General features: G+C 64.3%; 15 protein-coding genes, 1 tRNA gene and 1 riboswitch. Of the genes, 8 read left to right on the top strand and 8 right to left on the bottom strand.

The annotated features are described in order from the left end of the window. Positions 1–735, bottom strand: a 735-nt coding sequence (locus VKZ50_07925) for a hypothetical protein (protein HLJ59644.1), incomplete at its 3' end; no start/stop codon positions are given. A gap of 75 nt (positions 736–810) precedes the next feature. Next, a riboswitch (cyclic di-GMP riboswitch) is annotated at positions 811–889 on the bottom strand. Between the two features lie 351 nt (positions 890–1,240). On the opposite strand from VKZ50_07925, the gene ispH reads away from it, so the two are divergent. The 7 genes from ispH (at position 1,241) to VKZ50_07890 (ending at position 7,697) form a co-directional block, all read left to right on the top strand. After that, entirely contained in the window at positions 1,241–2,089 is an 849-nt protein-coding gene (gene ispH / locus VKZ50_07920; GenBank protein HLJ59643.1) for a 4-hydroxy-3-methylbut-2-enyl diphosphate reductase, read from the top strand. Between the two features lie 43 nt (positions 2,090–2,132). Further along, positions 2,133–3,542 carry a ribosome biogenesis GTPase Der gene (der, locus tag VKZ50_07915; protein HLJ59642.1) on the top strand — a complete coding sequence of 470 codons (1,410 nt, stop codon included), beginning with the start codon at positions 2,133–2,135 and terminating at the stop codon, positions 3,540–3,542. Beyond that, positions 3,539–4,147 (top strand): glycerol-3-phosphate 1-O-acyltransferase PlsY, encoded by a 609-nt coding sequence (plsY, locus tag VKZ50_07910; GenBank protein ID HLJ59641.1) that lies wholly within the window; start codon positions 3,539–3,541, stop codon positions 4,145–4,147. Before der ends, plsY begins: the two co-directional genes overlap by 4 nt. 1 nt (position 4,148) lies before the next feature. Beyond that, the gene (locus tag VKZ50_07905) at positions 4,149–5,192 is read left to right on the top strand and encodes a 2-dehydropantoate 2-reductase (GenBank protein HLJ59640.1); all 1,044 of its coding nucleotides are present in this window, start codon (positions 4,149–4,151) and stop codon (positions 5,190–5,192) included. A 77-nt stretch (positions 5,193–5,269) separates the two neighbouring features. Further along, a tRNA-Pro gene (locus tag VKZ50_07900) sits at positions 5,270–5,346 on the top strand. Positions 5,347–5,500: 154 nt separating this feature from the next. Then, a complete protein-coding gene (locus VKZ50_07895; protein ID HLJ59639.1) occupies positions 5,501–6,400 on the top strand; it encodes a tyrosine-type recombinase/integrase in 900 nt (299 codons plus the stop codon). A gap of 406 nt (positions 6,401–6,806) precedes the next feature. Further along, positions 6,807–7,697, top strand: a complete 891-nt coding sequence (locus tag VKZ50_07890; GenBank protein ID HLJ59638.1) for a hypothetical protein — start codon at positions 6,807–6,809, stop codon at positions 7,695–7,697. A gap of 1,098 nt (positions 7,698–8,795) precedes the next feature. Here the strand turns inward: VKZ50_07890 and VKZ50_07885 are convergent. The 7 genes from VKZ50_07885 to VKZ50_07855 all read right to left on the bottom strand — a co-directional run bounded on the left by VKZ50_07885 (position 8,796) and on the right by VKZ50_07855 (position 19,079). After that, positions 8,796–9,308, bottom strand: a complete 513-nt coding sequence (locus VKZ50_07885; GenBank protein ID HLJ59637.1) for a hypothetical protein — start codon at positions 9,306–9,308, stop codon at positions 8,796–8,798. Next, positions 9,305–11,911, bottom strand: a complete 2,607-nt coding sequence (locus VKZ50_07880; GenBank protein HLJ59636.1) for a hypothetical protein — start codon at positions 11,909–11,911, stop codon at positions 9,305–9,307. Before VKZ50_07880 ends, VKZ50_07885 begins: the two co-directional genes overlap by 4 nt. Before the next feature lie 2,154 nt (positions 11,912–14,065). Continuing rightward, a complete protein-coding gene (locus VKZ50_07875; GenBank protein ID HLJ59635.1) occupies positions 14,066–14,500 on the bottom strand; it encodes a hypothetical protein in 435 nt (144 codons plus the stop codon). Positions 14,501–14,979: 479 nt separating this feature from the next. Next, positions 14,980–16,611, bottom strand: a complete 1,632-nt coding sequence (gene groL, locus VKZ50_07870; protein ID HLJ59634.1) for a chaperonin GroEL — start codon at positions 16,609–16,611, stop codon at positions 14,980–14,982. A 55-nt stretch (positions 16,612–16,666) separates the two neighbouring features. After that, complete coding sequence (sufB, locus tag VKZ50_07865) at positions 16,667–18,073, bottom strand: Fe-S cluster assembly protein SufB (protein HLJ59633.1); 1,407 nt, start codon at positions 18,071–18,073, stop codon at positions 16,667–16,669. Between the two features lie 231 nt (positions 18,074–18,304). Then, entirely contained in the window at positions 18,305–18,751 is a 447-nt protein-coding gene (locus VKZ50_07860) for an Hsp20/alpha crystallin family protein (GenBank protein HLJ59632.1), read from the bottom strand. A gap of 94 nt (positions 18,752–18,845) precedes the next feature. Further along, positions 18,846–19,079, bottom strand: coding sequence for a hypothetical protein (locus tag VKZ50_07855; GenBank protein ID HLJ59631.1), 234 nt, complete (start codon positions 19,077–19,079; stop codon positions 18,846–18,848). A gap of 402 nt (positions 19,080–19,481) precedes the next feature. Here VKZ50_07855 and VKZ50_07850 point away from each other — a divergent pair. Next, positions 19,482–19,909 (top strand): paraslipin (locus VKZ50_07850; protein HLJ59630.1); only part of this gene is annotated, 428 nt, incomplete at its 3' end.

Raw genomic sequence — 19,909 nt, 5'->3', positions numbered from 1 at the left:
ACCGGACTTGCCGCCTGAGTTGCCGCTACCGGACTTGCCGCCTGAGTTGCCGCTACCGGACTTGCCGCCCGAGTTGCCGCTACCGGACTTGCCACCCGAGTTGCCGCCCTGGTTACCGCTACCGGACTTGCCACCGGAGTTGCCGCCCTGGTTACCGCTACCGGACTTGCCACCCGAGTTGCCGCTACCGGACTTGCCGCCTGAGTTGCCGCCGCCATTGCCGCCCTGGTTACCGCTACCGCTGTTACCGCCACCGCTGCTACCCTGACCACCGCTACCGGACTTGTCGCCGGAGTTGCCGCCACCGCTGTTACCCTGACCACCGCTGCCGGACTTGCCACCACTGTTCCCGCTTTGGTTGTCGTTCCCCGACTTACCGCCGGTGTTGCCGCCCTGGTTGATGCTGCCTGAGTTGCCGCCAGTACCGGTGCTCTGGGTGCCACCGCTCGAGCTACTTGCGCCCGAGGCGTTCTCGGCACCATTGGCGTTCCCGTTGTTCCCGCCTGATATGCTGGGGGTATTCTCGCCGCGCTGAGTGTTCCACCCGTCCGGGGAACCGATTGCCGATTCGTGCCCACCACTGTTGTCGATGGCGGATCCAGATTGGTTCCCGTCCGGAACCCCGAAGTTGCCGGGGGTTGCCCCGCTGGAAACGGGTTCCGCGGCAGCGTTGCTCGCTAGCCCGAATCCCAAGAGTGCGCAACTCACTGCGAAGACCACAGCCATCCTGACCATAGTGCGTCACGTCCCCTTTCTAGTGATGGAGGCGTGACAAACAGAGAAGCCGGGACGTTTGTCAACGCCTCCGGCTTCGGTAGCCCCGCTGACCCCTGTTCGAGGTCCGGTGGCTTTGCGTCCCTGGGTTGCCCCAGGTTTGCCTTTATCGGCCAGGATGTAGTTATGTGGCTATAAGCTATACTTCGTTCTGCCCTCCTCGAATCGATCGTTCTGGAGACTCGTCCGATGGATAGTCGCCAGCGCTCAGTAGATACCCAGATTTGAACCGCTTGAGGACATCTAAAAGAGACAGGTTGCGGTCCCGACGGGTGGGCGCCCCTGGCCGATTTTCGGGTAGGTGGGATTGGATCGAAGCCTGTTTGCGAGTGTTGGCCCGGTTCGGAAGGTCGGCGAGTCTCCCGCGCCTCGACAACGGACCCGCCCACCCCTATTATGAGGGAGGACCCGACCACCCGCGGCTGCGAGAGGGCCGCATCGAGGGGTTGTGCGGATGAGAATCGTGATGGCGAAACATATGGGATTCTGCGGAGGTGTCCGTCGGGCAGTGGACATCGCCCAACAAACCGCCACCGCGGCCGACGCACCCGTTAGCACGCTCGGGCCGCTGATTCATAACCCGCAGGTCGTCCAACGGCTCCAGGAGGCCGGCGTGCGCGTCGTTGATCGGACCGAAGACCTGGCTGGGGACACGTTTGTGGTCTCTGCGTACGGAGTGGAACACGCTGTGCTCGACGAAGCACGGGCGAGAGGGATGAAGATCGTGGACGCGACCTGCCCGGTCGTCATCCGTGCCCACTCCCTAGCCGAGAAGCTCGCCGGGGAGGGGTATCAAATCATCTGCCTCGGTGACCACGGCCACCCCGAAATGGTGACACTGAAGGAGATGTTGGGCGACCGCGTCACAATCGTGCACACACGTGAGGAGGCCGCCCAGGTCAAAGTCACCCAAAAAGTCGGCGTGGTGACCCAGACGACGCAGTCGATGGAGAATCTCCGGCTGATCGTCGGCGATCTTGCGCTTCGCGTAAAGGAACTCAAGGTGCTCAATACGCTGTGTCCCGCGATCACGGTACGGCAGGAAGAAACCGACGCGATCGTCGATGAAGTCGACGCACTCCTTGTCGTCGGCGGCCGCGGCAGTTCCAACACCACCAGGCTGGCGGAGATCGGCCGCGCCCGCGGGCTGCCGACGTATCATGTTGAGACCGCCGTGGAGATCAAGACGGAGTGGTTCGCCGGGATCGACGCGGTCGGCGTCGTCTCTGGCGCCAGCACGCCCGAGTGGATCATCCGGGACGTGATGCACCGGCTCGACTCGCTGGGGGGCACCGGGTCGTCGGAGGCGCATTGACCCCGCGAAGGCGCGACATCCGGCCGCCGCTCGGGGTCCGTTGATGGCCGCGACCGCCGGTCCGACCGTCGCGATCGTGGGCCGGCCCAACGCGGGAAAGTCGGCGCTGTTCAATCGGTTGCTGACCCGTCGCTTGGCGATCGTCGAGGGGACGCCTGGGGTGACGCGGGACCGTGTGTCGGCGCCGTGTGAGTGGGCGGGGCATCGGTTCACCCTCGTGGACACGGGAGGGCTGGTGTCCGGCGCTGCCAAGCACCTTGGGGCCGCAGTTCGCCGGCAGACCGACCGTGCGATCGTCGAAGCCGATCTTGTGTTGTTCCTCGTGGATGCGTCGGCCGGCTTGACCTCCGAAGACGAACAGATCGCGCAGTTGCTGCGGGAGAGCGGCCGCCCGGTGCTGGTGGTGGCCAACAAGGTCGACGTTCGGTCGGCCGATGTTGGCGCCTACGAATTCCACGCGCTTGGGCTAGGCGACCCCATGCCCGTGTCCGCGACCCATGGACTCGGCATCGGAGATCTACTGGACGCGATCGTTGCGCGTTTTCCGGCCGGCCCCAACACCGAGGCGCCTGAGACATCCGTCCTCCGACCTCGCGGGGAGGCCGCCGAGCGCGCGCCCGAGGAAGGGGGCCCCGTGCGCGTCGCGCTGTTGGGTCGTCCCAACGTGGGCAAGTCGTCGCTCGTCAACGCACTGCTCGGCGAAGAGCGCGTGATCGTGATGGCCGAGCCCGGCACGACCCGCGACGCGGTTGACACCGCGCTGACCTACGACGGGCGGCCGGTTGTGTTGATCGACACCGCGGGCCTCAGGCGCCGCAGCCGCGTGACAGAGCCGATCGAATTCTACAGCACGCGCCGGTCCTATGACGCCCTCGTGCGGGCGGACGTCGTCGTCCTCGTCGTGGACGCTGCGGTGGGGATCACCGAGCAGGATCAGCGCATCGCGCGAGACGCCTACGATGCGGGACGTGCCGTGGTGGTCTCGGTGAACAAGTGGGATCTGTTGGAGGGGTACACGCCTGCGGACGTCGATCGCGTCGCCCAACAGCGGCTGCGTTTTCTCGGCGGGGTGGCCGTGTGCCCCACGTCGGCGACGCGCGGCGAGGGTGTCGATGCGCTGATGCGGGCGGTGTTTGCCGCCGCGGACGCGCGCGGAACCCGCATCGCGACGGGACCGCTCAACAAACTGATCGGGCAGGCCGTCGCGGCGACGCCCCCGGCCTCGGACCCGGCGGGCCGGCGCCTGCATATCTACTACGCGACACAGCCGGAGACCCACCCACCGCACGTGGTGCTGTTTGTGAACGATCCGAGCCGCTGGACCGAAGAGTACCGGCGGTACCTGGAGCGGCGTCTGCGTGCGGCCTTTAACCTGCGCGGCACGCCGGTGCGATGGTCGCTGAGGGGCAGGAGAGCCACGCCGTCCACGCGAAGCCTCGAACTACCCGAATGAATGGCGAGGCGCTCGGCGTTATCGCGCTCAGCTACCTGATCGGCTCGGTTCCGACCGGGCTGGTGCTGGTGCGTGTGCTCAAGGGCGAGGACATTCGGAACTACGGGAGCGGCAACATCGGTACCGTGAACGTGTTCCGGGTGGCAGGAACACCGATCGCGATCGCGGTGCTGGCGGTGGATGTGCTCAAGGGGCTCGTGCCGGTGCTGCTCGCGGTCCGCTTCGGCACCGGACCGTGGACCGCGATCGCGTGCGGACTCGCCGCGATCGTTGGCCACAACTGGTCGGTGTTCCTCGGGTTTCGCGGCGGCAAGGGCATCGCGACGTCATTCGGTGTGCTCGTCGGTCTTTCGCCGGTCGCCGCGCTCGCCGCCGCGGCTGTGTGGATTGTCGTCGTCGCGATCACACGCTACTCGTCCCTGGGGTCTCTCCTGGGCGCGCTGTCGGTCCCCTTCGTGCTGTGGCGTCTCCGCGGGCCGGAGGCCTACATCGCGTTCGGAGTCATCGCCGCCGCGTTCGCGATCTACCGTCACCGGAGCAACATCCAGCGGCTCGTGGCGGGCACGGAGTTGCGAATCAGCGACCGAGGAACCCCCAAGTCATAGCATGCACGTTCTCTGCTACGGTGCCGGCGCGGTCGGCTCACTGATCGGGGGTCGTCTGTCCCGCAGCGGCACGGCGCAGGTCACGCTGCTGGCGCGCCGAGCGCACGTCGCCGCGGTCCGCACGTGGGGTCTTCACTTGGAGACGCCCGAGGGCGTGATGCGGTGCAAGCGTCTGGATTCGATCACCTCGTTGGACGACCTGCGCGAACTGCCCGACATTATCGTACTCACTGTCAAGGCGTATCAGACCGCTGACGCGCTAACCGTCTTGGCGCCGCTCCTGCAGCGTGGCGCGCGCGTGGTGACTCTGCAGAACGGTTTGGGGAACGAGGAGGCGATCGCCGCGGCGGTCGGGGCCGCCCGCACCGTGTCCGGCGCGGTCACGCTCAGCGTGAGCCTGTTGCGACCCGGTGTCGTGCGGCAAAACACCGCAGACGGCGGTGTCGCCCTGGCACCCGTGGGCGATGGAGCGGCGCCGGCCGATTTCGCGGGGGCGCTCCAGCAGGCGGGGTTCCAGGTGCAGACGTTCCCGGAGTACCGGGCGATGAAGTGGAGCAAGCTGCTCCTCAATCTCCTGGGGAATGCCGCGTCCGCGATCCTGGACGTTACGCCGTCGGAGATCGCCCGAAGCCCACGCCTGTTTGCGCTCGAGCGCGACGCCTTCCGAGAGGCGGTGCGCGTCATGCAACGGTTGGGTCTGCAACCGGCCGCGCTCCCGGGCTATCCTGTGCCAGCCCTTGTCCGGGTCATGGGCATGCCCGCCTGGGTCGCCCGTCGCATCGTGGGGCCGAAGCTCGGCGGCGGCCGCGGTGCGAAAATGCCGTCGCTGTGGGAGGATCTGGACCGCGGGCGAGAGCGTAGCGAAGTGGAGGTATTGAATGGCGCCGTGGCGCGCGAGGGTGCGGCCCTCGGGATCCCGACGCCGGTCAACACACTCCTGACGGAGGTGCTCGTGGCACTTGCCGCCGGTCGTCGGGCCCGGGAGGATTTCCGCGGGAACCCCGAGGCGCTGCTTGCGCTTCTCAGGGCCACTGCAGCAATGTAGGCGCCGTGGGCGCGCCGTCTTCGAGCATGTTCCTAGCGGGTACGGGTGGTCTTTGCTATAATGAGCCGTACCGCCGTCGGGCCGTAGCGCAGCTTGGTAGCGCACCTGAATGGGGTTCAGGTGGTCGGCGGTTCAAATCCGCCCGGCCCGACCAGCCAGTCCTACCAAGGGTTTCCACGCGAGAGGAGGTACCGGAGCGGGCAAAAAATCAGGTGATCACCCCGCAGGACCGCTTTGCTGAGGCGCCCACTCTTCCCGATTCATCCTCGGCCACCACGACAGGCGCGTTCGGGCGCGCCGGGGCCGACATGCTCCCAGAGAACCTCGATCTTCAGGCCGCGATCGACGCGTTCATCCTGAGCCGCCAGATCCGAGGTTGTACCGCCGCGACGGTCCGCAACTACCGCGATGACCTCGGGTTGTTCGCCCGGTTCGTCGGGCTGGATCGCCTGCTACGGGAGATCTCGCTTCTCGACTGCCAGCGGTACCTTGCCAATCTCCGGGAGCGTATGAACGGGACGTCCGTTCACCACTATGCCGCTGGGGTCCACGTGTTCTTCCGGTGGGCGGTCGCCAGCGAACTGATCCCGAAAGACCCGATGGCCACGATCCGCACGATCCTGCCAGAAACCCTGCCCAAAGCCCCTCCAGCCGAGCAGGTCGCCAAGTTGCTCGCGGCCTGCGGGACGGGTTGGTACGGAACCCGGAACCGGGCACTCGTCATGCTGCTCGGGGACAGCGGCCTGCGGCGGGCGGAGGCGATTCGTCTCCGGATCGAGGACGTGGACTTCCAGCACCGGATGGTGTTCGTCCGGTTGGGAAAGAACCAAGAGGACAAGACGGGGCATTTCGGCGGGGAGACCACGTCGGCGCTTCGGCGGTGGCTCAACGTCCGGGCCGGAGCGCACGCCGAGGACTCGCTGTTCGTGTCGAAGGGGGGAGATCAGCTCACCCTGTCGTACGCAACGTGCCTCCTGGCCCGCTTGAGCCGACGGGCAGGGTTGGCCAGGACGATCACGCCGCACCGTTTGCGGCACCACGCGGGGACCACGGTGCTGGTCGCAACCGGAGATCTGGAGCTCGTCAGATCGCTGTTGAACCACCGAACATTAATGATGGCGACGCGGTATGCTCGGCTGACCCGGGTGGACATCCGCCGAAAATTTGAGCGAGCGTCACCGATGGACTTGCTCAAGCACGGACGATGATACCGCGTGTCCATCAGACCGCGTGTCTCCCGGGGAGACTCGCGCCGACCGAACAACGGCACAAGCATGCACCGTGATGCCAAAGGGCGACTGCTCCACCACAGTCACGTGATCATCATCCATGGTACGCGCGCTTGACCAGCACCGACCTTGAGGACGCATGGGGAGGCGCGTACCGCGGCTGGGCTACAACCGAGGGCACGCCCTGGCGACCATGGTCCGTCCGCCTGAAATTCTAACGGTTGTTGCATTGTTTTTCCGTGCGGATCAGATAGGATGGGAGTACGACCAATCCAGAGAACGGCGGTCGTTCATCCAGGCTGATCAACTGGGTGCCGCGGTGGGGCACGACGGGGTACGCCGATCGTCCGGCCGTCCCCTCGTCCAAGACAGGTCGGTGTTTTCGGTGCCGGAGCGACGCTGGACAATCGAACGGAGACCGGCAAGCCCCGACACCGCGGTCGCTTTCTCCGACCTGTACGTTGCCGCCCGGCGTCAACGGGTCGACCAGCCGTACGTACTCTGGACGGCCCTCAAAGCGCACATTGGGCACGTCGAGCGGATTACCCGCGGAGGTCTCGCGGTGGCCGGGGCCGTGCTGGGTTGGAACCGCCACAAGATCCGGCGCATCGTCCGTGCCGGAGCGTGGGTGTGCTGGTCGCCGTCTCCCGGGGCACTGTGGTTGTACTCGCCGGCTCGCGTTGCCCTGGCGCTCGCGGTCCCGCACGCCGGGGTAGGGGTGGCAATCCCGTTCGACTGGATCGCTGGGCCGACGATGCAGGTGCGCGCGAAACTGCTCGCCGCGGCGGTGACGGCCAACCGGCGAGACCGTCCGACCTCGACGGCCTCCATCGCGCAGATGGCGCTCATCGGGCGCTCCACCGTCCGAAAGCACCTCCGGATCTCTGGCGCGCACCGGTACGGCAACTGCACAGCGTTGATGATCTGCAAAACGCCCCAGGACCACCGGGATGCGTACGAGGCTGCGGTTGGCCAGAGTCCGTTCCGCATCCGACACCCGGGGCCCACGAAACTGCTCGTGCGGCTGCTCCCAAACACCATCGCGATTCCGATCGCTCGCATCTCACGGACTCGTCAACGGCGGGCCAACAAACGGCAACGGCAGCGCCCGTGGACGAACATCCTCCGAATCATGGGGCGGAGGCCCCGTTTCTTCCGCACCATCGGCAACGGCAGCGGCGACGCTCAGCGGACACTGTACCTTCCTCTCGGGGCGGACCCGGTCTGCCGACCGGATGGGACAGATCCACGGAGACGCTGGCATGTCGCTGGATGACCGTTCATGTGCGCAAAACCGAGCACCACTCTTTTGGGGTTGTCTCCCGAGCATTGCCCATCAGGAACCCGGGAATACGAACCGATCGTTCCGTTTCCGTTCCACGGGAGGTTTTGGAGGGAGGGCGACTGGGAGAGGGCGCCCGACCGATCCCTGCTCTCTGCGCTTTGGGGTGGGGAGCGGGAGGGGAGGGGAACGCAACTTCATGTTGCGGCCGTTGCGGGTCCGATGACTGTCTCCCGGGGAGACGCGGGGTCCGATCTCGTCACCACGGTATACGATGACCGTGGAGGTGACCGGTTGGAAGACGACACGTGGGCCTGCCCTCGCTGCGGCCGTGGTTGGGATCTGGTGGAGTGGATGGCGGCGAACGCCACGCTGTCCGAGGACGAACGGAGCGAAAAACGAGTGCGGCTCACCCACCTCGGCCGCTGGTCGTGTCCCCGGTGCGGTGATTCCTCGAGGACCGAGCAGGAGGCCAACACACTTGCGCGAGTCCGGTTCGGAAGGATTGACTTGTCCCCCGGGCGGGGGCCGTGACGGCGTCGTGGATCGGTGTCCGGGGAGACGGTGCGTCTGATGAGTTCGCTCGAGTGCTCGAGGCGGCACGCCTCCCGGGCAGTGCAGGTGTATCCGCTGCTCTCCGATAAGATGCGCCGGGCGATGAGTCTGCGGTCGTCTGTCGCCGATGGAGGAGCTGCTACAAGAACAGTTCCGGCAAACGGACCCGCGCCAGCCGAGCAATGACAGAAGAGACCATCATGAGTCCAGAAGGAACAAAGTTTGGCAACGGGCTTGGTCTTCAGGAATCGGCACGTCAATGGAAGGCGACGGCTTTCTTAACATTCGATGCTCGTTCGCGCTTCATTTTTGTCTTGCCATCCCAGCGTGCGCACAAAAGGTAATTCGCGGGGTTGCTCAAGCCTGGGGCGCGGTGTTTGGGCTCCCGCGCCCCAGAAGCCAAAATACGTTAGTAGCGCAGACAAAAAGGGTCATCGGACAGCAACGCCCGAGAGTACAGAACAGCACAGCGCCGCGCGCCTAAGCGTAGCACCCTCACACGCCGCCGTCCCAGAGCTTGCTTCGGCCAGCCGCGTATCACTTCCTGATGTCGTACAGAAACATTTCGGCCGTGTACCAATTTGGAAGCGGCGGCCGGCCCTCGAGTGGGTCCACCCACACCATCCGCTCGGACGCGGGCGATAGTGTCGCCAACGGCGCGAGTATTGTCGGGAGCGCACGGACCGGCCCCAGCACTTCAGTAAGGGTCGCTAGCGCGTCCAGCGCCCCAATCAGGTTGACTAACGCTGTCCCCCGGAGTTGGTCAGGGTTCGGGGCCGTGCGAGTGAGTGCGCGTTGGAGCGCTCTGGCGAACCCACACCAGCTTTTCTCCCCGGGTGGCACGGTCACACCTGGTGACACTTCGAGATGCGGGAATCCGCACTTGTCGGCCAGCGCCTTGAGGTATGCAATGGCAGGCAGAGGTTCGCTCGCAGCGTAGCCGGCAAGCCCGAGGCGGGGGTTCAACCGTTTGATCACCGACCGGAGATCGTCCGCGCGCAGCGATGTACAGGCGTGCACCGACTTATCCGACGCTCGGGCGCGAATCACGTGCGCACCGCCGCTGCGAGGATCCTGCGCTCACCGCCACAGCTCGAGCATGGGGAAGCGTTGGCCGTAGCCTCGATCGTCAGCTTGTTGCATGACTGACAGTAGAACCGGAACCGGGAGCCCGTGGTCGAGGCGGCATCGGGGACGTGGTCCACGTCCGCCGGGTCGTGACCATCATGGCTCCGTGCCGCGTCATAGCCGTCAGCCTGCCCAGCCTCGCCGTTTCCAGAACAAGATGAACGTGGGAGTGGACCGTCGGCACCGACGGTACCGTCGGCACCCGCGAATAGTGCTAGGGGTTCCGCGACGTCGGTTGTGGCGTCGGTCGCCTCTTCCCGCACCCGACCGTCGTCGGTACCGTCGGTGCTAGAAGGGCTGATTTCATTGGGGGCGCCGTCGGTAGCGACGGTGCCGTCGGTTGTTCCCCCCGTTTTTCGGGCCGTGACGATTCGATCTTTCCCCCGGCTGAAGGTGATCTCAATCCCGGTCACCCGCAAGTTGGGGGCGACTCGATCCAGAGCACCCCGGAGGGCACGTGGCGACTTTGGCCACCCCTTGAGCCTGGCCACATCCTCCGGCACGCGCTTGTTGAGCTCGCTCAGAAGGTCCGTCGCTCGACCCGTCCACTCACCGCTCACCTGTTGATCGAGAAGCTGCTGGAGGTGCGGAACGATGTGGGACGATTCCAGCACCAGTTCGTTCGCGGCCACCCGATTGTCGGTGTATGCCCGGAGGAAGGTCCCCGCTGACCACCCCAACTCGGGTTCCGCCGCCACGGCCCACCGGGCGAAGTCCGCCATCCGAGGGAGCGTGGCGAGCTGAACCTGGTTGTGTCGAGCAAGCGCGCCTACGACGGCATCTAGCAGGCCGCCCAGTATACTCGGACGCGCCGCCTCGAAATCTTGCCAGAAATCCGCTTCGGGCCGTCGCCGGTTGTCCGGAATCGGCGGGAGCCGCAGGATGATCGAGCGATCAAGGAGATCACCCCGAGTAGCCAGTTCTTCAATGCCGTCGATGATGACCGGGCGCATGGCATCAAACAGGATTTCGTCCTCGTCAGTGTAGAGCTGCCGCGTGCCGAAGCCGCCACCCGTCGAAAGGCGGCAGATCGCGTCGGAGAGCCAGGGGACGAGGTGCGAGAGGTTGTCGTAAGCAAGCATCCACCCATGTTTCGCCGCGATCATCAGATCGCGCGCCTCCTTCGGTTCAGACCGAAGCGGGACCGTGCTAGGATCCACCAATGCGCGCAGCACGCGGGCCGTCGTGCTCTTCGCCGATCCCTGCTCCCCATGGAGGACCAGGACGGGGTACGGTCCCCGTGCGCTGAGGGCGGCTACGAGCCAGGAGGCGAGTAAGACCCAGTCCGCATCGGTGGGGGTGTTCACGAATGGTCGGAGGGCATCGAGCTTCCCTCCCGGAGCCGGGATGGGGAGCGCCGCCATCCCCGACGCCCGCCGGAACCTCACCGGATGGGGGACGATCCACCATCCGGTCGGAGTGATCTCGATAGCACGCCATTCGGGGTCGCCCAGGTCGAGGTAGAGATTCGCCCCGCGTTTACCGATGCGCGTGAACACGGGATGTTCGGGGCCGTCGAAGAGCGCCTGCCCTTCCAGCACGCGGAGAAAATCTTCGACCGCCTGCGCGCTTGGCGCTTTCCCCTGGCTCGTGTAGAACTTGTGCGACAGCCAGGAACGGAACCCAAGCGACCGCACTGGCCAAGTTTCACGATGCCCGCCGGTCGCCAGCGTCACATACGCGCGCCGATCGGGCTCGTGGAAGAGCTCCGCTCCATGCGCTTGCGCCTCCCGAACCACCCCGGCCAATAGTTCACCCTGCGAACGTTTGCGTTTAGAAGAGGCAGAGGCCGCACCGTCGTGACCGTCGCTGCGCGCGTTCGAGCGATGACCGTAGCGCGGTCCCTCGCCCTTCACGCTCGCGGGGACCGGCGGCATTCCGGCCTGCGCCCGGGCAAGGAGATCGCGCGTCGCCGCCGCACCGTGTAGCCGCACGTGGTCGGCGGCATCTTCCGTCGGCTCCGCGTCCTGCCAATGAATCCAGCGCACCGACGAGGCGATTCCGTCGGCAAGCACGCGAGCAACGCTCCGCATGAGGGCCGCGCCCACCGAGTCGGCGTCCCACCACAGGATGACGTGCCTCCCGGCGAGCACGGCGAGTACATCACGGTCCGGGGCGTCGGGCGCACCAGTGACAGTTGCGACAACCGGGATATCCAGTTCGTGGAGCGCCTCGCCAGCCATCTCACCTTCGACGAGTGTGACCGGCACGTCGGGCGGGAACGTATGGAGCCGATGCGCATTCCACAACGGCAATTGCGCCGGCCGCAGGCCGTGGAGACCCAGCCGCCACTTCCCATCTGGGGCCACCGACTTCCACCACACCTTTTTTGTGCCGTCGGTGAAATACTGCCGTACGTGGTGCCAACGAACCTCGCCGGTCAAAGGATCGCACAGCGTGTGCGTGATCACGTTCCCGCGCATCCTCTTCTGTTTCTGCGCCGCGTTCGCGCTGATTGGACCGGCGGGCGTGGTTGCGTGCAGCGGCCGCGTGTAGCCGTCTTGCGGCGGCTCCGCGACCTTCATTTGTGACGCGGCTCCGCGTGGATTGACCCAGGGCGCACCGCAGCGCTTCGAACCTGCCGGGACATCAGGAACCTAGCGAGCGCGGGGCCATCGACGATCAGCCGCCGCCCGGATTCCGTCCTGACGACCGGGAACAGGTTGCGATCTGCCCACACCACAACCGCAGCAGGACTAACCCCGACCCGGCGAGCTAGCTCTGCTGGAGTGACGAGCTTGCTCCGCACTTGTGACACCTCCAACTTGCGGTCCGATTTGGTACATGATACAAATTAGTTGTGGCAAATTCTATTGGTTCTATTCATCACGCTTCTAGACGACGGACAATTCAAGCGCGGCGGAGAGCTCGCCGTCTGGAAAAATTGCGTGAATCCGTCACGCTTGATATTCCACAGTACCTTCCGGGGTGGCCGATTGCGGTACAGTTCACCGGCCGCGGGGAAGGAAGAGAGACTCTCCGGTGGTGGAGCACGGAAGGCGTGGTGCGCGGCGTGTTAGGGATTCATGGCGTGCTCGGCATGTGCGTCCATGCGGTCATGGGTGGAGGGCGTCCCCGCGAGATACCTGGGGCGCTTTGGGATCCTGATGCCGCCGCCCGGCTTCAACCGAGTGTCGAGCGGCTCCTGGTGGGCTGGCCGTGGCGCAAACGCACGGTTGATCGTCCTACGAGCCCAACGCTACTCAACACGATCTTTCTCGAGATGCGGCGTCACGTTGACGTTGACGCGATCCGACTATCCCCGGAGGAGGGGATCGTGCGATTTTCGCCTACCGAGGCTGCACACTTCGCACCAGCCGTGGGCACGCCGCGCGAACGTGCCGATTTGTACTACCGAACCGCGCACACAGCGCTGTTTTTCGCCTGGCGCGTGCGGGATCTTGCCTCGGTGGTTTGGTGCGAGCTCTTGCACGCCTGGAACCAGCACGCCCCGCTCGAAGTTTGTGGAGGCGCTGGAACAACTCGACGCAATATGAACGGCGGCGGATGTGGGGCCCTGTTCTTTCGTCCGCGGGGGGTCATCGGCCGATGGTGTCCTGTCTGCCGCGCCCTCACATGGCGACAGCGCAATCGTGTGTATGCCGCTCCGCCGAAAGAACGCCGCGCCCGAGCACTCGCCGCCTATCACAACGTGACTGATCAACCACCGTTTGCCTAACCTGCATCCTTGCCGCAGCTTGGAACCAACTAGATCGCACCGCGAAGATGAAACCAAGATCTGGGATGTGGCTAGAGCGGAGGTACGTCGCGTGCAGAAGTTTGAGCTTTGGTAAACAAAAACCCGCATGTGAATACCCTCTCCATGATTCTGTCGCAGCGGGCACAAAGGACCACCGGTCCGACGAGCGGTGCGCGGTGTTGGGCTCCCGTGCCATGGGACCTTCCGGCCGGGTACCCCGCATTCGTACAAGAATTCTCCCTCGGGGAGAACCCCGAAATCGGTGCGTTGGGACTCTCATGCCTTTTCGGCCTCATCACCAACCGCCTCTGGGTGTACCGTCGCTGCCATCGCCCATTTGTGCGGCAGAACGACCGGCCTCGCCAGACGACGTGCAATGAATGCCGGCGAGTCAAGGCTGTGACGACGGCCGCTGGTCTGTCACCAACTCTGGGGGGAATGTTACACGCGGCTGCGTAAACGCTTTGCCCTGCGCGTCCACCGAAAAAAGCTCACATCGGAAGAACGCCATAGGCTGTCACGTGCGGCGCTGCACGATGCGCGGCTGGTCGACCGAGGCGAACTCACTCTTGATGCGTGGAAGGCGAGGCACGACTTGACGGAGCCACGCGGCCGCAAGCCACAATAGCGACGCGGTGGCATGGCGTTGGGGTGCAACAACGGGTCATAGTCTATGTAAACATCTGAACATCCATAGAGGACGCGGCGCGTATGCGACAAGCCAGAGAGGCAGATGTTTACCACTCTTGAGGCGTTGCTTTCCGAGAGCTACAGAAGGGGGTTAAAGTACCTGCTTCCCAAGCAGAGGGTCGCGGGTTCGAGTCCCGTTTCCCGCTCCAGATCAATAAAGTCGAGGGTTTCAGCGATTCAGTTCCGCCGGAAAGCGCCGAAAGAGCAGATGCTCACCCAACAACCGGTTTCGAGACTGCCCTAGTTGTCACTATGCCCCGGACGCAAAATACACGTTGACGAGCCTAGCCTATTTCGTAAGATATTCAAGCCCGTCGGCGCATGCTCGGCTTACATCATAGTTAGCCTCCTTTTCCCCGGGCATCTTGTCCCAGCCACCTTTTTCAATGAACGTACTTCTCTCGTAGGAGTCTACCGCCTTTAATTGTTTAAGGTTCTCTTTATAGTTCGGGTCCTTTATGAATTGGGCGACACAGATCGCGGCCCGAGTCGCCAAGACCGCCTCCTCGCTCCTCTGTCGGCTAGTGCCCCCGGTTGTCCAACCGCCCCACGCAAAGCCGATGATCATTGTGATGACTGCCCCACAAATAAGGCCCCAAACTCCAAACTTGACCCGCTCTCGAGTTTCTGGTTTCTTTGGCATACCCCCCTGAACTTGGCCCTTCTTTCCCCGTTGGTCCAGTTCTTCGGCCTTTTTCCGAATTCGCTCCTCTTCGGTGCTCAAGCGCCTCCCCCCAGCCCTACCGTGTCCCAGCGTAGCTCATTCGCGCGGGTCTCCTGGAACCCTCTCCGGATCACGTTCGGGCGGCATGCGTACGCCGCCGCGTCTCTAGCGTGCAGGTCGGTCGCGGGGTGGGCGTTGTGGCGGGGCCCGGGATCGGCCCAGAACGTCCTCCAGTGGTTTGTCGCCGAGCAGCTGGAAGAAATATCGAGCATGGTGACACTGCTGAGGGTCGTGCGACGGGCTGGTGAGAGCGGGCTGCTGATCGTGGAAGCGATGTTCGCCCGAAAGGCCCCGCGGAAACCTCTTAGAGCTGGCATGGAGTGGGGCTCGCTATGCTGCGTCTACAATCGTTGTGGTTCCGATATCGGAGATACCCTGCAGGCGGGTGAGCGGGCCAGCCGCGCGCCGTGTCAATGGGACGCGTCCACAAAAACAGGGGGGCGTTACGGCCCCCCTGTGACCCGGCGAACACCGGATGGCTACATATCCATGTCGCCCGGGTTGTAGCCGCCTGTGGTCGCCGCCGCCGCATCCTTCTTGCCCTTCTCCACGACGAGCGCCTCGGTGGTCAGCAGCAGGCTCGCAACGCTCGCGGCGTTCTGCAGCGCGAGCCGCGTGACCTTTGTCGCGTCGATGATCCCGGCCTTTAGCATGTCAGTGTAGCGGTTCTCGGCGACGTCGTAGCCGATGCCGTGCTTTTCCGACTTAATCCGCGCCACGACGACCGCGCCCTCCATCCCTGCGTTCGTGGCCAGCCACTTCGCCGGTTCCTCGATGGCCCTGCGGACGATGTTCACGCCGCTCTGCTCATCGACATCGTCGGCATCCACCTTGTCCAGGGCCTTCGCGATGTTGAGCAAGGCCACCCCGCCTCCGGGGACGATCCCCTCCTCCACGGCAGCCTTGCTCGTGCTCAGCGCATCCTCGAACCGATGCTTCTTCTCCTTGAGCTCGGTCTCGGTGGCGGCGCCGACTTTGATCTCGGCCACTCCGCCGGCGAGTTTGGCGAGCCGCTCCTGTAGTTTCTCCTTGTCGTAGTCGGAGGTTGTGATCTCGATCTCCTTCTTGATCTGGGCGATCCGCCCCTGGATGTCCTTCTTGCTTCCCCGGCCCTCGATAACGGTGGTCTCTTCCTTGGCGACCCGGATCTTGGCCGCCCGGCCCAACATCTCCAACTCGACGTTCTCGAGCTTGATGCCGATGTCGTCGCTGATCACCTTGCCGCCGGTGAGGACCGCCATGTCCCCCAGCATCGCCTTGCGACGATCTCCGTACCCGGGCGCCTTGATCGCCATGCCCGCCATGATGCCGCGCAGCTTGTTCACGACCAGGGTGGCCAGGGCTTCGCCCTCGACATCCTCGGCGATGAGCACGAGCGGCTTACCGAACTGTATCACCTTCTCCATGACCGGGACGATGTCTTTGACCGCGCTGATCTTCTTCTCGGTCAGGAGGATGTACGGGTCCTCGAGGACCGCCTCCATCTTGTCGGGGTCGGTGATCATGTACGGGGAGATATAGCCGCGGTCGAACTGCATGCCCTCGACGACCTCGACCGTGGTCTCGACACCCTTCGACTCCTCGATCGTAATCACCCCGTCCTTGCCGACCTTGTCCATCGCCTCAGCGATGATCCGCCCGATCTCGGGGTCGTTCCCGGCGATGCCGGCGACGTGGGCGATGTGCTCCTTGCCTTCGAGCGGCACGCTGATCTTCTTGAGCGCGTCCACGAGAGCCTCGACGGCCTTGTCGATCCCGTGCTTCACGATCATGGGGTTGGCGCCCGCCGCAACGTTCTTCAGGCCCTCCTTGACGATCGCGTGCGCGAGTACCGTGGCTGTTGTCGTCCCGTCCCCGGCGGCGTCGTTGGTCTTGCTCGCCACCTCTTTGACAAGCTGCGCGCCCATGTTCTCGTAGGGATCTTCCAGCTCGATCTCCTTGGCGACGGTCACGCCGTCCTTGGTGATCGTCGGCGAGCCCCACTTCTTCTCCAGGACGACGTTGCGGCCCTTGGGGCCGAGCGTCACGCGGACGGCGCTGGCGACCTTCTCGACGCCGCGCTCCAGGGCCTTGCGGGCATCCTCATGGTACACCAACAGTTTGGCGGGCATGCGACAACCTCCTCAATCAACAACTCCTCGCTCGCGTCTCACCGCGGGCGCCCGTTTAGCCGACCGACCCCTCCATTTCAAGCTGGATCAGCCGGTTCAACTCCACGCTGTACTCCATCGGCAACTCGCGTGAGATCGGCTCGATAAACCCACGGACGATCAAGCTCATCGCCTCGTCCTGGTTGATCCCGCGGCTCATCAGATAGAATAGCTGCTCGTTCGACACCTTCGACACAGTCGCCTCATGGGTCACCTCCACGTCCGCCTCGTCGATCTCCATGGTCGGATAGGTGTCCGACCGCGACTGGTCGTCCAAAATGAGCGCATCGCATCGAACCGCGCACTTGCTCCCCGCGGCCCCCGGGTAAATCTTCACGAGGCCCCGGTAGCCCGCTCGCCCGCCGGACTTGCTGATTGACTTGCTGACGATCGACGACTGGGTATGCGGCGCGGCGTGGATCACCTTCGCGCCGGGATCTTGGTGCTGTCCAGCGCCGGCGAAGGCGATTGAGAGGATCTCGGCCTTCGCGCCGGGCTCCACCATATAGACGCTCGGGTACTTCATCGTCAACTTGCTCCCGAGGTTGCCGTCCACCCACTCCATCGTCGCGTCACGGTAGGCGACGGCCCGCTTCGTGACGAGATTGTAGACATTCTTAGACCAGTTCTGGATCGTCGTGTACCGAACCCGCGCGCCCTCCTTGACGATGATCTCGACGACCGCGCTGTGCAACGAGTCGCTGGAGTAGGTCGGGGCCGTGCACCCCTCCACGTAGTGGACGTAGGAGCCGCGTTCCGCGATGATCAGGGTTCGCTCGAACTGCCCCATGTTCTGAGCGTTGATCCGGAAATACGCCTGCAGCGGAATATCGACGCGGACGCCCTCGGGAACGTAGACGAACGACCCGCCGCTCCAGACCGCACTGTTGAGCGCGGAGAACTTGTTGTCCTCGGGCGGGATGACCGTCCCGAAGTACTCCTTGACGATGTCCGGATGTTCGCGCAGCGCGGAGTCCATGTCGAGAAAGACCACGCCCTGCTTCGTCCACTCCTCGCGCAGACTGTGGTAGACGACCTCGCTCTCGTACTGCGCCCCCACGCCGGCCAGGTACTTCTTCTCCGCCTCGGGGATCCCCAGCCGGTTGAAGGTGTTCTTGATGTCCGCCGGGACATCATCCCAGGTCTTCCCTTGACCCTCCATCGGCTTGAGGTAGTAGTACATATCGTTGAAGTCGATCTCGCCCACGTTGCCACCCCAAGTCGGAAGTGGCTTCTTCTCCCACACCCCGAGCGAGTGGAGCCGGAGGGCGCGCATCCAGGCGGGTTCACTCTTCATGTGCGAGATCATCTCCACGATCTCGCGGTCCAAGCCCTTGCGGGACTTGAACGCGTACTGCTCCGGATCGTGAAACCCGTACTGGTACTGGTCGAGGTCCATTCCGAGCGGGTGCGTTACCACCATGGTGCGTATCCCTCCTCGTGACTGCCACGCCGAACGCCCTGGCCCGCGCTGTGACCCGTTCCCGCAGAGGCGGATGTCCGCTGTCGAACTGTACTGCACCCAATCCCGTCGTAAGGCGGCCCGCTCAAAGCTCGGCCAGCGGGGCGGCCCGGGAGGGACAATGTCAATAAGGCCCCAACCGGACGAGGAGGGGCAGTACGTACACCTGCCCCCGCGCCGGCATGGGCTCTGCTACTTGACTGTCACCTTCACGGTGGTGTTCTTCGCTCGGTCCGACTTTGGCAGTCTCACTTCGAGCATTCCGTCGTGGTAGGACGCCTTTGCCTCGGCACCCTTCACTTCTGTGGGAAGCGGCACGGTCCGGAGAAATGCGCCATAGCGCAACTCTCGCCGATGATAGATGCTGTCCTTCTGCTCTTCGGGCTTCCGCGACCCCTTGAGCGTGACGGCGTCGTTGGTGATGGTAATGTCTACCTGTTTCGGATCGATGTCGGGCAGCGCCGCCTTGATCACTACCTCATGCGCATTCTCGAACACCTCAACTGGCGGCTGCCACTCCACATCGGGCCCGACGATCTCACGGGGCCACGGCGTTGGCACAGCGTCAAGAAGTCCACCAAGTTGGCGACGCATCTCCTGCACGTCCTCGTCAAAGAGCGACCTTCTCATAAGAATCATGTTGTCACCTCCCACGTTCTATCGTGCCTATCGCCCCGTAGGGAATCTGTCGGTTGATCCCGGCTTCCAGCGCGATCACCCATGCGGCTCGAGTCTACAGCTCCTGCCGCACCAGATAGTCGCGACCGCGGTCCGTGATCGCCGCTTGCCCCAACCCGTTCCGGACTCGCCTCCACGTTGCCAACCCGTAATCCGCGCAGTAGAGAAGATGGCGCTCCACAACCTCGCGCACGAGCCCAAGACGCTCGCCCAACACAGCACTGTTCGCCCCTTCTGTCTGATCCCGTAACGAGGCTAATACGCGGTTCCGTTCATGGTCGATCGCCATGGCCGTCCTCCTCGGAAATCGCGCTGATCTCACAACGCACCGATCCGGTACCTTCTCCTCCGAGGAGCCGACCGAGCCGGGGACATGGTCGTGGACATAAGGAAGGGGAAGCAATGTCAGTATAGGCTAGTTCCATTGGATTAGCGAAGCCGGTATGAGGCCTCATCCGTGCAGGCCGTGAGGCTTACCTCTTCTGGCGCGTGCTTCCGCCTCTCCAGCCTACGCCAGAGGCATGCCCCGGAGCCCAGCGAGACCGCACGACGGTGGCGGGTGATTCTAAGAGGCGCGCAAGCACATGGGAACTGCCGTCGGGACCCAGTATGCACGACCACCACCGCCAGGTCGAGGAGCAGGGGGCCGGTCCTGGCGAGGCGAAGGGGATGCGGGACCGGGGGGATGATCATGGGATACGGGTTCGTGATCGCAGTGGTCGTCGTCGCCCTGCTGCTGCTGTGGAACGGGGTCAAGATTGTCCGTGATTACCAGCGCCTGGTGGTGTTCCGCCTCGGTCGCAGCTTTGGCCCGAGAGGGCCGGGGCTCGTCTACCTGATCCCGATCGTCGACAAGGCGGTCTGGGTGGACCTCCGGGAGGCGTTCCTCGAGATCCCCGCGCAGACGTGCATCACCAAGGACAACGCGCCGATCTCCATTGATTTCCTGATCTACTGGAAGGTGTTCGATCCGCAGCTCAGCGTGATCCAGGTGGGTAACTTCGCCGGCGCCGCGCAGGGGATCGCCACGACCGGGCTCCGCGCGGTGATCGGCGACCTCAGCCTCGACGAGGCGCTGACGAAGCGGGACCAGATCAACCAAGTCATGCGCGCCAAGCT

The organism is bacterium (assembly GCA_035295165.1).
Lineage (GTDB): Bacteria > Sysuimicrobiota > Sysuimicrobiia > Sysuimicrobiales > Segetimicrobiaceae > JAJPIA01.
The sequence above is the reverse complement of the archived record's forward strand: the minus strand, read 5'-3'. Positions and strand labels throughout refer to the sequence as shown.